Genomic DNA, 13,354 nt, shown 5'->3' with positions numbered 1-13,354 from the left:
TTAATTGATTTAAGCCATGTCAGAAATGACATGGCTTTTTTTGATGTCTTTAAATTAAAAATTCGTAATTTAGTTTGTACTATAATAAAATAAGCAGTTTAATTTTTTGGAGGTCAAAATGCCACTACAATACGTCGATCAAAACTTGTTTGATAGTCCAGCTCAAGTATTAGTCAATACGGTAAATACTGTTGGCGTCATGGGGAAAGGTATCGCACTGGATTACAAAAAGCTTTATCCGGATATGTATAAGGAATACCGCGAGTACTGTAAAGCAGGCAGTTTGGTCGTTGGTAAATTGTTGTTATATAAATCTGAAGATAAATGGATCTTGAATTTTCCGACCAAACAAAATTGGCGGAGTAAATCAAAAATCGAATATTTAGAGCAAGGTTTGCAAAAGTTCGTCGAGACTTATTCTGAAAAGGGGATATATTCGATTTCTTTTCCACAATTAGGAGTAGGAAATGGTGGATTGAACTGGGAGAATCAAGTCAAACCGCTTATGGAAAAATATTTAGCTGACCTGCCGATCATGATTTTTATCCATATTTATACAGGCTGGCAAAATGAACCAGAACATACAGGGACCGCTCGAGAGCTGGTCAAACGGGAGATATGCGACATAAGTTTGACGAGATTTAAAAGTGATGTAGCTAAAGCGTTTGAAGATCATGAATTAAAAATAAACGGTAAATCAGTCAAAATAGTAGATGAGCCATATGACTTACCAGAGGATTCAATGTTTTTGATGGTAGATGGTAATGATCCAGAAGAAAGTTATTCACTATCGCAGTTGGATTTGATCGATATGCGCAATGAATTGATGGATTTTGGAAAAATTTTGGATGCACAGTTACCACAAACTATCGTGGACAAAGGAGATCAAAATGCATTCAAAGAACTTTTGTCGACGATCTCTTATATTGAACTGATTCCGACAACTTTTATTGATGGAACGAAAGCACAGATCTTAACTTTGAAACAGTCAGGAATGAAACAACCTGAACAAGGTCATCAAAAGACGACTAAGAAGGAAAAAGTTCATGAGCCTATTCAATTAGATATATGGAGAGATGAATAAATTATGGAATTTAGGGATGTAATAAATGACTTGATCGATAATCCAGAAAAAACTGGTTTGTACGGTATGACTAGTAAATACTGGCCTAAGTATGCTTTTCATTTTACGGATATCGAAAATGCCATCAATATTTTAAAAAATGGCGAGATCCATTCTCGATATCATTTAGAGCATGATGAGAAGAATATCAATGATATGAAAAATGATAATGCTAATTCCGGAGTTATCGATCAAACTAAAACAGAAGTTGAAAAAATGATCCGTTTCTATTTTCGACCAAGGACTCCGACCCAATATTATAATGAGGGTATGAAGACCAAAGAAGAAATCGAAAATCAGGCCTTTAAAGCTAATTGCCCTGTGCCGGTATTTTTCCTATTCGATTTGGCAGGTCTTCTGAAAAGACCCGGCGTCAAATTCACTGATTGTTCACTGGCTTTAAGAAAAGAACCTCATTATATGAATACCCCGGAAGAATTCGCTAAATTGCCATTTAAAAAAATTTATTTCAATCACTCAATGCGAGCCGATATGTCACCAAAAGAGAAAAAAGAGTTGACCGATATCAAACAATCCGAGATCGTTGCAGAAGATCCCGTTAAATTGGATCTGTTGAGACATGTCTACGTCCGCTCAGCAGCCGAAAAAGAAACGCTGATCAATTTATTGCATGATAATGGGATGTATAATTTGGATTCGAAAATTAGCATTGCCAGTCGGGCAACATTTTTCAAAGATAGGAATTATGTTAAAAACGTGACCTTAAAATCCAATGAATACATTATTCATAATAATATTGAAAATGACGATAAGAGTCAGCAGAGTCAACCTTATCCATTAGCAGATTGGCATGATGCAAGATTTGCAGTAAATCCCGATGAAACTGATAAATTTTTGGATGTTCAATTAAGGATCATTCAAAATGGTCAAGAATTCGTTTGGCCAAAAAAGGGTCAGAAAGCCTTACTTAAAGAACAGATGAAGGCCAAGATCAGTCCCGCAGAAAGTTATGTTTTCAAAATATATATTGATGACCATATCGCTTACGAAGGTAAATATAATATTAAAGATGATAGTCCATACTAAAATTGTAGCTTGAGGATAACTATATCCTGAAGCTATTTTTTTGCTATTAATCAACTTATAAATATATTTATTGAAAATGCCAAATATCAGGAATAGACTTAAAATAAATAGTCTTAGGGAGACTAATTTTGGGGAAAAGGGGAAAGCAGTATTTATGAAAATTAAAAATTTACAGTTGGTAGCAATTATGGCAACAATTTTGCTTGTTTTGACCGGTTGTGGAAATCAAAGCAGATCCAGTGAGGGTTCCGGATCAAAGCCAGCCACTTCGACTATTAGCAACAATCACAAAGACAATAATAAGAAAATTATCTCTGACGATAAAGATAACAAGGATTCAAAAATAAACGCTAATAAATCTAATAATAACGATGAGGCATCGACTGACCACAATAATGAAAGTAATTCTAATGACAAGCAGTCCTCAGCACTTTGGAATACTACTAAGGATCAGAAACTAGAATCGTTCATCAATAAATGGGCGCCAACGATGAATCAAACATACACAAAATATGATGGTGTTCATTCATTAAAAACCGTGGTTGGCACAGTTTATCCTGATGATCTATCAAAAGTCAGCCTCAATAACACATCCTTAACAGTCGGATGGAACGAATCAGGAAAAAATGAATACGATTATAACGTTGTCGCCATTTACGACCACGATTCAGATACCACGACCAAACATATCACTTATTTCTTCTCATTCCACAATGGTCGTCCAATCGCTTTAGTCGACCAGACCACCAACGGAACGCCAGTCTTAGTTCAAACCAAAAATCAAGACGTTCAATCAAACTTTGAAAAAATCGCTAATGGGGATTAATGATTTTTAGAAAAATTTATCGCTAAACTAGCACAATAAAGTAGGTCACATCAGAAATGATGTGACCTGTTTTATTGCTTGAGAAGCATTATTCAAATTTAGTGGATATAAAAGTATTGGTTTTGACGAATACTAATCGGCTTGATTTTGCAATCTTGAATGGCGTAGGCCATAAATAAAGTAGAAGACCATACCAATAATTAACCAGATGGAAACTGAGATCTTCGTCAAGTTTGGCAACATGACGATGAAGTAGACGCTCAACAATCCGGAAATAATTGGTAGGATAGGATAGAGTGGCATTTTGAAGCCATCATTGACGATATCGGTCCTTCTTCTTAGAGGGATGATACCAAAGGAGATAAAGGCGAAAGCCAAGAGTGTCCCAGCATTGATCAGTGAAGCTAGTTGAGTCAATGGCACCACAGCCGTAAAGAAAGTTTGGATGACGGTGGCGATAATGATAGCGTTGGTTGGTACGGCATGTTTGCCGTCGACTTTGCCCATGAATTTTGGCAAGAGCCCATCGCGTCCCAAGGCATAGACTAGGCGAGAACCACCAAAGAACATCGTCACCATAGCAGTAAAGATACCGATCAAAGCACCGATAGTGATGATCTTGTTCCAGCCGCCTAAGTGGATCAATTGTAAGGCATAGGCAGCGGGGTCATCAACATTCAACTTCGAATAATGAACCATACCAGTTAATACAAATGACAAGGTCACGTATAAAATAACAGCTACGACGACTGTTCCCATGATACCTTTGACAACATTTTTCCCAGGGTCAACCGTTTCGGCTGAATTTGATGCCAAGGCGTCAAATCCAATAAAGGCAAAGAAGACGGTAGCAGCTGCAGTCGAGATCCCACCGAGGCCAAACGGTGTTGACTGGAACTGTTTGGGATAGAATGGCACGTAGTTTGAAGACTTGATGTAGAAGGCGCCAACGATGATGAACAGGATAATGATGGCGACCTTGACGACGACAGCGATGTTTTCGATCCGTTTGGATAAGTCGACGCTGTGAAAAATGATCACTGCAACTAAGAGGACTATTAAACCGGCAGTCAGATTGATGACGCCACCCTCCATCGGGCCAGCTTGTAAGGCTTTCGGTAGATGGATACCGATGGCAGCTAAGATATTATTATTAAAGTAGGAAGCAAAACCGGTCGCTTCGGCAGAGACGGCTAAGAAATATTCTAAGATCAGCGCCCAACCGAGCAGCCAACCGACGAATTCTCCATAAATGACTGAGCCAAAAGAGTAGGCGGAGCCGGCTACTGGCATGGCGGAAGAAAACTCGGCGTAGGCCATTCCGACCATCCCGGAAACTAAAGCAGCAATCAAAAAGGCTATCGTGACTGCTGGGCCAGCGTGAAGAGCTGCTTCGTGTCCTGGCAGGATAAAGATCCCTGTTCCAATGACGGCACCGATACCTAAAGCAACTAAGTCTTTGGCGTGGAGCGTCCTGACCAAATGCGAGTCAGCTTTGACGTAATTTTCGACGCTCTCTTTTTTAAATATGTTTTTCATAAAAATCCCCGTGATTCCCTGTAATAAAGTCAATTTTTCTTAAATTTGGATTAGAAAAAATGCAATGCGATTTTAATTATCACTTATTCAATTAAAAAATACAAGTTGTTTCGTGAATTGCTATAATAAAGATGTATTTCTTTAAAGAGGTAGCCTATGGAAGTTGAAAAAGGGGAATTACTTAAGTCAAAAATCATAGATAAAAATATTCGTGATAGCCTGAATTTTGGCTGGATAAATTTTGCGGTCTTGTTCTGTGGTATCATCATCGCCAGTGTCGGACTGAATATGGATTCAGTCACAGTCATCATTGGTGCCATGCTGATCTCGCCGATCATGAACCCGATCATTGGGATGGGTTATGGTTTTGGTATCCGGGATCAAAAGCTGATCAAAAAAGCTTTTCTGATCTTTTTAGCCCAAGTAGCGATTGGACTAGTTGCTGCAACGGCTTATTTCTTTTTCTCGCCGATCAAAGAAGCCGGTGACCAATTGATCTCACGGACGCAACCGGCTATTTGGGACGTCTTGGTAGCGTTCTTTGGTGGTGTCGCTGGAATCATTGGTTCAGCCAAAAAGGAACCAGCCAACATCATGCCTGGTGTCGCCATTGCTACTGCCTTGATCCCACCGCTTTGTACAGTTGGGTATGGGCTCAGTCAGATGGATTGGACAATCGTGTTTGGAGCCGGTTATTTGTTCTTGATCAATTCGTTTTTCATTGCTTTATCAACTACGATCGGAACACTGATCTTTAATTTTCGGAGGATCCGTGACAATCCGATGCCGGCTAAAAATCAGATCTTTATCGTTTTGGCTGCAATCATCATCACTGTGCCTAGTTTGATTTCAGCTTCAAAATTAGTGAAGCAGTCATATAATGAGGCACAACTGACAAGTTTCATTAATTCGGAATTGCCGGACACATACGTCGTCAACAAGACCATCACCGACAAGAATATTAAACTAGCCATCATCGGTGACCACGTTAGCAAATCAGAAGTCAAAAGTTTGGATAAGAAACTCGACGACTATCAACTAGGTCAGTACAAGCTGAAATTTCAACAATTGTCGCAAGGCAATTATCTGTCAGTCAATGCTTTCAAGAAGTATGTCGATCAAAATCAGACCAGCAATTCTAAGGACGACGACAACGAGGTCAAAAAGAATAAGGACCTGCCGAAGCTCAAGGAACGTTTGGAGAAAAAATATCCTAACGAAATTGACAAAGTTACCGTCAGACAGCTGGCAGACACAGATAATAAGAAAGCAGCCGTCATCATTAAGCTGACTGAACAAGGGAAGAATGATAAGGAAGGTATCAAACAGCAAACTAAGAAGATTGCTGATAAATTGGATATCACTGCATCAGTCTACTTTACAGACGAAGAAAAATAAGGAGCAGCCTTTTTGGCTAGTGCTCCTTATTTTTTTGGAAAGTTTTATAGCCGCCGCTGGTAAATTGATTGAGGACTTGCAAGTCGCGGTACCAAGCTTCATTTTTGATGAAATGATGTTTCTTGTTGATGGCAAATGAACCGTGAATGGCATATATGAAAAGCAATTCTGCCTGAGATTCATCGAGTCCGGTCCTTTTTTGGATCGAAGGGACCGTGCGCGTTTTCTCATGTTTGATGATCCGACCGATAATGTAGTCACTCAAACTTGAGTCCATTAAGAGATTATGATACTTGGGTGAATCAGCGATCCTTTGACAGGCGGGCAGCAATGACTCATTTTCTTTCAGAGTATCGATCGAGATGTTTTCATCTACTGGTGGTTGAGGCTCGGTCGTATTGGTGAAAAGCAAAGCTTCATCTAATAGTTCATTTAAAACATCGGTCAAATTATCGTAATGCGAATAAAAAGTTGAACGAGTTATCCCGGCTTCACGACAAAGCTCAGTGACCTTGATTTGGTTATAGGGCATTTGTTCGATCAATTTTAGAAAAGCATCTTTGATGACATTAAGGGTATAAATGGTTCTTCGATCGGTTTTATGTTTGTTTCCATGAAAATCCTCCACACATTTTAAAATCAGTTTAGATTAAGGACACTTTTACAAAAGTGTGCTTAATTTTTTTTGTCATTTCCAGTATTTTTGAAATAAATAAAAGACAGATTGTACATAATTATACAACTTGTTTGGAAATTTATTAAGGAGGATGGATATGGATCAACAAATAGTTACTGCCAAAAAAATAATCGATGCCAGTGATGCGGTTTTAGTCAGTGCCAGTAATGGCCTGTCAATCGCGGAAGGGTATAACATTTTCGCCGATGACAAGAATTTTCGAGCTTATTTTAATGATTTTAGATCACTTTATGGAGTTTCGAGTTTAATCCAAGGAGTTTTTGCACAATTGCCGAAGGCCGATCATCAAGTCTTTATGAATAAAGTTCACCAAATGATGATCGATGATTATCAACCCAGTGAACCTTTTGCAAATTTGAAAAACATTTTGAGTGACAAAGATTATTTTGTTGTGACTTCTAATGCTGATACCCATTTTCAATTGAATGGCTTTGATCCTAAGCGGATCTTTGAAATCGAAGGTAATTTTGATGGCCTTGAAATGAACTCAGCTCAATGGGAAGAGCAACAAAATCGCTTTGAACAATTCGTAACGAATAACCAAGATAAACAACTCGTTCAGTTAGAACTTGGCATCGGTGCCCGAAATAATATGATCAAAGCACCATTGATGAATTTGGTGGCTCAACATGCCAGTTGGTCGTTCATCACCTTGAATATGCCGAAAGAGATCAATGTTCCGGAAGAGATCAGTTCACAATCGATTTCTTTGCCAGGAGATATTGGTCAAACATTTAAAAATTTGCTAACAGTAGGAGAAAATTAGTATGGAACAATTAGGACAAACAATGTATGAAAAGTTGGTCATGCAGACACAACTCAACTATCAAAATTACTTTGGAGCATATGCACAAGGTGGCACTCCAGTCGCTTTGACTAACAAAAAGCCCTTGCCATATGACGAACAAATCAAAATTTTGGCTGAAAAGATTGAAGAAGCTGACCACATCATTATCGGTGGTGCTTCTGGATTATCAGCTGCTGGTGGCGGCGATTTCTATTATGAAAACAACGATACCTTCAAAAAGTATTTTGGAAAATTCGAGCAAAAATATGATTTGAATGGGGCTTTTTCGGGGATGACTTATCCTTGGAAGACACGTGAAGAATATTGGGGCTATCTGGCAACGTTTTTAAACACGACGCTGCATGCAGAAGTTCGCAAACCATTCAAAGACCTTCAAGCTATTTTGCAAGGTAAGGATTATTTCATCTTGACGACTAACCAAGATACTCAGGCTATCAAGGCTTTCCCAGAAGACAAGGTCGCTGAGATCCAAGGTGACCACCGTTTCTTCCAGTGCTCAAACCAGTGCACTGACCAAGTCTGGGATGCGGTCAAGCCGGTTGAGGAGATGGTCGAAGCGATGGGTGATGATACGAGGATCCCAACTGATATGATTCCTAAGTGTCCTAACTGTGGTGCTGAGGCTTTCCCATGGACTAGAGGTTACGGCAATTTCTTGGAAGGCACTAAGTATCAACAGGAATATCAAAAGATTTCTGACGATGTGGTCGCTCACATGCACGATGACCACTTACTCTTTATCGAGCTAGGTGTCGGTCGAATGACACCGATGTTTATTCAGGAACCTTTCTGGGCATTGACGACTAGTTTGGACAATACTTATGACGTTATGGTCAACCGCGACTACCAATTTTTGCCTAAGCAGATCGAGGACAAGGGTCAAGCTATCAAAGCTGATATCGACCAGGTCTTGGACGACGTGCGGGCACAATTAAATCGTTAATTCAACTGGTACTTGGTTCGTGGTAATGCTACTATCAAACTGATTACACAATTTGGGAGGACTACCATGAAATATCGCAGATTTGGAAAGACTAACTTTGATGTTAGTGAAGTGTCACTGGGTACTTGGCAATTAGGTTCTAAATGGGGCGACCCATTCAGTGAGAAGGATGCCCAAGCTACTTTGGAAGAAGCTTTTGACCAGGGGGTCAACTTCTTCGATACAGCTGATGTCTATCAAGACGGCGAAAGTCAGCGTGCTATCGCCAAATTTTTGAAGGGCAAAGAGGACAAAGTTTTCATTTCGACTAAGATCGGTCGGCGGATGGATCCCCATGTTGCCAGTGGTTATACTGAAAAAAATATCACTAAATATGTTGAGGACTGTTTGACTAATCTTGACGTGGACGCTTTGGACAACGTTTTGCTCCACTGCCCACCAACTCACGTTTTCTACAATCCCGAGCCATTTTTTGCTTTGGATAAGTTGAAAAAGGAAGGTAAGATTAAGAATTATGGTGTCTCGGTCGAAAAAATCGAAGAAGGTATGAAAGCTCTCGACTACGATATTTCATCTGTCGAGATCATTTACAACATGTTCCGTCTCCGCCCAGCCGAAAACTTTTTCAAGATGGCCAAGGAACACGACGTCGGCATTATCGCTCGGGTCCCATTAGCTAGCGGTTTGTTGACAGGCAAATATGATTTGAACACTAAATTTGGTCAAAACGATCATCGGACGACTAATCGTCACGGGGAAGAATTCGATGCTGTGGAAACTTTCTCAGGTGTTGATTATGCCACCGGAGTTAAAGCTGCGGATGAATTGAAACAGCGTTTGGGGGCTGGCGATAAATTAGCAGCTATGGCACTACGCTATATCTTGATGTCAGATGCCGTCAGCACAGTTATTCCAGGTGCTTCAAAACCTGAACAGATCGAACGTAACGTCATTGCCGCTGACTATCCAGCCTTTACCCACGAACAGATGGGTATCGTTGAAGATGTTTATGATAAGTACATCAAAGATCCCGTTCACTATAAATGGTAAAAAATAAGCAGCCGTTAGGCTGCTTTTTTACTATCTAAAGGGTTTTGATGAAGAAACCATCCATTGCTCCACTGTGGTCGCTGTTTTTGATCGGTCCAGCCAGTTTTTGATAACCGGATTTAGTATAGACGTGGATGGCAGCTTTTAAGTTGTGATGAGTCTCTAAGTAAAGCTTTTTATATCCAGCTTTTTTAGCAAAGTCTTCGACTAAAGCAATCAATTTATAACTTAAACCAAAGCCTTGCGCCTTTTTGTCCAAGTAAATTTTCTGCAGTTCAGCGATACCGTTGTCCCAATCAAATTCAGCACAACCTGCGCCGCCCATAACTTTTCCTTGGTCGTCTTCGACAACGAAGTAGGCCCGATTTGTTTGAGCATCATAAAACTCGTTCAATTTATCGAGATTACTGTCGAAATAGGCAGTCCCAGGGATGTCGAGACCGAAATGTTTCAAGTCAGTTTGGAGGATATGTTTGATAGCTTGGTTATCTTCAGGCTTGATCGGACGGATTTTCATAAGCTGGACCTTCTTTTGTATGATTGGTTTTATATCATAGCACAAATTGAATGTTTATAGATGACTGAAATTAGTGATATTTAGTGTGAAGTTCACTACCTTAATGTACAATTTAAATGTTATTAATTTTTGGCGTAAATCGAGGGGATTAAATTGTCATATACATATCAGAGAAGAAACGTTGATAAAGCAGTTGTTTTAGCCTTGAGGACCTTAGGGGGGTCTGCTTCTAGAAAAATATCAGAAAAGAAATAGCTAATGGTGGATATGATGGTTTAAAATACCAGGATGTCTTCGGCTCCAAGACACCACCGAGTGGGAAGAAATATAATCCATTCATGTTTGACTTTAATTTTGGTATTCAAAATTTAACTCATATAGGATACGTTGAAAAACCTATTCGTAACGGGGATATCGTCTTAACTGATTTAGGTAGGAACGATGATTTGAAAGATTTTCCAACACCTGAGCAACAAGATATGATGGATGCTTATTGGAATAAGAAGGATGAAGAACGTAAAATTAAGAACCAGTTAGCTAAAGCCGAACAGTCTGAATCCAAGTCGATTGAAGATACTGATGATACAATCTCTGCTGATTCATCAGACAAAGAAGATACCGCAGAAACAACTTGGAAAACTGAACTGATCAACCAATTGATGCAATTTGATCCGGGGAAATTTGAAAGCTTTTCGCGCTTATTGATTTCTAAAATGGGTGTAACGATCGATAAAAAACGAGGAATCATTCGATCAGGTGATCATGGTATTGATGGTTTTGGTTATTTTACTTCGGATGAATTTCGTACTAGTCGAGTGGCCATTCAATGTAAAAGATATACCAAAGGTTCTGTTTCTGAACCAGAAATTGATAAGTTCAAAGGTGCGATGGATAGTTTCAATGCTGAGTATGGGATCTTCGTCACTACTAGTTCATTTACTGACAAAGCTAAAATGAAGGCTACTCAAGGTACTAATACAGTCACCTTAATCAATGGTCAAGATTTAGCAGATTTAGTCGAAAAATATCAATTGCATATCACGCCAGTGACGACTTACGCCTTAGATGATTATTACTATTAAAAATTAAAGAGAATGATCTCGATCAAACGAGACCATTCTCTTTTTATTTAGACAAAGTTGAAATAAATTTACGAACTACTTGTCCCGCGTCATTTGCTTGCATGATTTGACTGACTACTGCTACACCACTGATAGGAATATCTTCAAATGTGGCCAGATTATCAGTTTTGATCCCACCGATTGCCACGACGGGGATGTTGACGGAATTGATGATGTCTTTCAAGGTTTCAACTGAAGTACGTTTAGTTTTGACTTTAGTTTGTGTTGGAAAAATTGCACCGACGCCAAGATAATCGGCACCTAATTTCTCTGCCTGTTGAGCACGTTCAACGGTTTTGGCTGAAACTCCTAAGATCTTGTCAGGTCCGATCAATCTACGGACTACTTCGACTGGCATCTCGTCATCGCCAATGTGGACGCCAGCGGCGTTGACACCTAGGCAAATATCCAGCCGATCATCAATGATCAGGGGGATATCGTATTTATCGGTGACTTGTTTAACTTTTTTCGCTAATTCAAAAATTTCTCTGGTCGTACCAACTTTTTCTCGTAGCTCAACTAAAGTCACTCCCGACGCACAAGCATCATCTATAATCTGTAAAAATTTCTCATCGGAGTAATCGTAACGTGCAGTCACCAAATATAACCGATAATCGATCATAATGTTCCACCTCGAATCTCCCCGTACCAATTTGGTTGGTTCATTAAAAGTGACAGCTGATTAAGTGTTTCATTGCGAAAGTTTGCTAGACCAATCGTCGTTTTCTGAGCTTTTTCGGCGCCTAGATTGAAGTAGCTGATTGCTGCTATCGTGGCCTTTAAAGCTGGCGTTCCCGCACCTAATAAAGCCGTCACCAGAGCACCAACAATGTCACCAGTGCCTGTGAATCGGTCCAACTGTGACGTGCCATTTTCGAGAAAAATTGCCTTTCCATCAGAAACTATCAAGTCACGCTGTCCCGTTGCTAAAAGCAAACTTTCTGGATGGGAATGATTTATTTGCGTCATCGCCTGGACTAGGTCATTAATCGCAGATTCGTTAGTATCTTCTATTGAAACATCCACGCCACGGGCAGCACTAGTCAAACCACAAAAAGCTCGCATCTCTGAGAGATTGCCTTTGATGACTGTTGGACGTAATTCGAACAGCTGTCGGGCGAGTTTGAGACGATACTTTGAACCAGCGACACCGACTAAGTCGACTACGTCTGGCGTTTTTGTTTCTAATGCTATTAGTGCTGCAGATAAGATTGCTTTTTCGCGGTCAGCCGAGATATGTCCTAAATTCAAGAATAAGCTGTCATTTTGTTGGAAAAATTCCGGGAATCCTCGTGGGTCGTCACCCATGAATGGTTTGGCATCGATATAGAGTAGGGCATTAGCGACTGATTCAATAGTCACCACGTTAGTTATGCATTGAACCAAAGGTACCTTTTCCAAAGGAAAAGCGTCCTTGACGAATGGCAGAAAATAATCAATCTTGCGATAGATCATCAGGCAATCCTCCCGAATAGTCTTTGGATCCGTTTAAAGGGGCTGGTGTTCTTCAACTTGAATAAAACGATATAGGCAATGATCGAGCCGGAAATTGCTCCGCCAAAAAATCTTGGCGTGTATAAGAACCAAAACATTCCGTTAGTGCTGCCGGTGAACCAGACCATCACTGGATACGACAATAGTGAACCGATCAAACCGGTCCCGATGATCTCTCCAAGGACAGCGCCCCAAACTTTACCGGTGAATTTATAACCTAATCCGGCTAACAAGGCACCAAAGAAAGCCCCAGTAAGTGCCAGTGGTGGGATCCCCATTATCGTCATTCTGATGACTGCGCAGACTAGAGCCATGATCGTGACGTAAAAAGGTCCTAGTAAAACCGCTCCGATGACGTTTAAAACACTCGACATCGGTGCCATCCCTTCAATCCGAAAAATGGGTGATAGTACCACGTCCAAGGCAATCATGATTGCCAACATAGTTAATTTTTGTACCTGTGAAGCATTTTTCATCCTATAAAACTCCCTTGAATTATTTTTGAATTCTCGACAAAGGAGTCCAATAAAAAATGCCTGTCGAAAAAAATCGACGGGCACAAGATTACCGTATCGTTGTACGGTTCACATTTTCCTGCGCCAGTGTTGACTGTATCAGGTTCCATGGGTATATTCTCAGCTTTTACGCACCCCAAATGTCTCGTATTCAAATGTGTTTTAAGTATAGCATGATATGCGCCGATTAATAGTATAGTAAATAATATTTTTTCATAGCAACATTAAACTAAAATGCCATATAAAAAATATTAAAATATTAATGTTAAACTGGAC

Annotated in this window: 13 protein-coding genes, 1 pseudogene and 1 riboswitch; of the genes and pseudogenes, 8 read left to right on the top strand and 6 right to left on the bottom strand. The window is 39.9% G+C overall.

Annotated elements, in window-relative coordinates; all coding sequences use genetic code 11:
* The first annotated feature begins 118 nt into the window (after positions 1 to 118).
* From FC27_RS06735 to FC27_RS06725, 3 genes are all read left to right on the top strand, one after another.
* The gene (locus FC27_RS06735; RefSeq protein WP_010624602.1) at positions 119 to 1,084 is read left to right on the top strand and encodes a macro domain-containing protein; all 966 of its coding nucleotides are present in this window, start codon (positions 119 to 121) and stop codon (positions 1,082 to 1,084) included.
* A 3-nt stretch (positions 1,085 to 1,087) separates the two neighbouring features.
* On the top strand, positions 1,088 to 2,170 hold the full coding sequence (locus FC27_RS06730; RefSeq protein WP_010624601.1) for a DarT ssDNA thymidine ADP-ribosyltransferase family protein: 1,083 nt from the start codon (positions 1,088 to 1,090) through the stop codon (positions 2,168 to 2,170).
* 154 nt (positions 2,171 to 2,324) lie between these two features.
* Positions 2,325 to 2,996, top strand: a complete 672-nt coding sequence (locus FC27_RS06725) for a DUF4767 domain-containing protein (RefSeq protein WP_010624600.1) — start codon at positions 2,325 to 2,327, stop codon at positions 2,994 to 2,996.
* A gap of 132 nt (positions 2,997 to 3,128) precedes the next feature.
* Here the strand turns inward: FC27_RS06725 and FC27_RS06720 are convergent, their stop codons facing one another.
* Entirely contained in the window at positions 3,129 to 4,535 is a 1,407-nt protein-coding gene (locus FC27_RS06720; protein WP_010624599.1) for an APC family permease, read from the bottom strand.
* Between the two features lie 156 nt (positions 4,536 to 4,691).
* On the opposite strand from FC27_RS06720, the gene FC27_RS06715 reads away from it, so the two are divergent.
* Positions 4,692 to 5,933 carry a DUF389 domain-containing protein gene (locus FC27_RS06715; RefSeq protein ID WP_010624598.1) on the top strand — a complete coding sequence of 414 codons (1,242 nt, stop codon included), beginning with the start codon at positions 4,692 to 4,694 and terminating at the stop codon, positions 5,931 to 5,933.
* Between the two features lie 16 nt (positions 5,934 to 5,949).
* Here FC27_RS06715 and FC27_RS06710 read toward each other — a convergent pair whose 3' ends face one another.
* Complete coding sequence (locus tag FC27_RS06710) at positions 5,950 to 6,561, bottom strand: TetR/AcrR family transcriptional regulator (protein WP_010624597.1); 612 nt, start codon at positions 6,559 to 6,561, stop codon at positions 5,950 to 5,952.
* 145 nt (positions 6,562 to 6,706) lie between these two features.
* On the opposite strand from FC27_RS06710, the gene FC27_RS06705 reads away from it, so the two are divergent.
* The 3 genes from FC27_RS06705 to FC27_RS06695 all read left to right on the top strand — a co-directional run bounded on the left by FC27_RS06705 (position 6,707) and on the right by FC27_RS06695 (position 9,431).
* Positions 6,707 to 7,396 carry a hypothetical protein gene (locus tag FC27_RS06705; RefSeq protein ID WP_010624596.1) on the top strand — a complete coding sequence of 230 codons (690 nt, stop codon included), beginning with the start codon at positions 6,707 to 6,709 and terminating at the stop codon, positions 7,394 to 7,396.
* A gap of 1 nt (position 7,397) precedes the next feature.
* A complete protein-coding gene (locus FC27_RS06700; protein WP_010624595.1) occupies positions 7,398 to 8,381 on the top strand; it encodes an SIR2 family NAD-dependent protein deacylase in 984 nt (327 codons plus the stop codon).
* 66 nt (positions 8,382 to 8,447) lie between these two features.
* Entirely contained in the window at positions 8,448 to 9,431 is a 984-nt protein-coding gene (locus tag FC27_RS06695; RefSeq protein WP_010624594.1) for an aldo/keto reductase, read from the top strand.
* Between the two features lie 34 nt (positions 9,432 to 9,465).
* Here the strand turns inward: FC27_RS06695 and FC27_RS06690 are convergent, their stop codons facing one another.
* On the bottom strand, positions 9,466 to 9,948 hold the full coding sequence (locus FC27_RS06690) for a GNAT family N-acetyltransferase (protein WP_010624593.1): 483 nt from the start codon (positions 9,946 to 9,948) through the stop codon (positions 9,466 to 9,468).
* Between the two features lie 147 nt (positions 9,949 to 10,095).
* Here FC27_RS06690 and FC27_RS06685 point away from each other — a divergent pair.
* Positions 10,096 to 11,030: pseudogene (locus tag FC27_RS06685) on the top strand (restriction endonuclease).
* A gap of 43 nt (positions 11,031 to 11,073) precedes the next feature.
* Here FC27_RS06685 and thiE read toward each other — a convergent pair.
* From thiE to thiW, 3 genes are read right to left on the bottom strand one after another with little or no spacing between them, the layout of a single operon-like run.
* Complete coding sequence (gene thiE, locus FC27_RS06680; protein ID WP_010624591.1) at positions 11,074 to 11,691, bottom strand: thiamine phosphate synthase; 618 nt, start codon at positions 11,689 to 11,691, stop codon at positions 11,074 to 11,076.
* On the bottom strand, positions 11,688 to 12,524 hold the full coding sequence (gene thiM / locus FC27_RS06675) for a hydroxyethylthiazole kinase (RefSeq protein ID WP_010624590.1): 837 nt from the start codon (positions 12,522 to 12,524) through the stop codon (positions 11,688 to 11,690). Before thiM ends, thiE begins: the two co-directional genes overlap by 4 nt.
* On the bottom strand, positions 12,524 to 13,039 hold the full coding sequence (thiW, locus tag FC27_RS06670; RefSeq protein WP_010624589.1) for an energy coupling factor transporter S component ThiW: 516 nt from the start codon (positions 13,037 to 13,039) through the stop codon (positions 12,524 to 12,526). The genes thiM and thiW overlap by 1 nt, the downstream gene beginning before the upstream one ends.
* Positions 13,040 to 13,137: 98 nt before the next feature.
* Positions 13,138 to 13,227: riboswitch (TPP riboswitch) on the bottom strand.
* Between the last annotated feature and the right edge of the window lie 127 nt (positions 13,228 to 13,354).

The organism is Companilactobacillus versmoldensis DSM 14857 = KCTC 3814 (assembly GCF_001434295.1).
GTDB classification, from domain to species: Bacteria; Bacillota; Bacilli; order Lactobacillales; family Lactobacillaceae; genus Companilactobacillus; species Companilactobacillus versmoldensis.
Note: the sequence above shows the minus strand (reverse complement) of the source record. Positions and strands in the feature narration are given on the sequence as shown.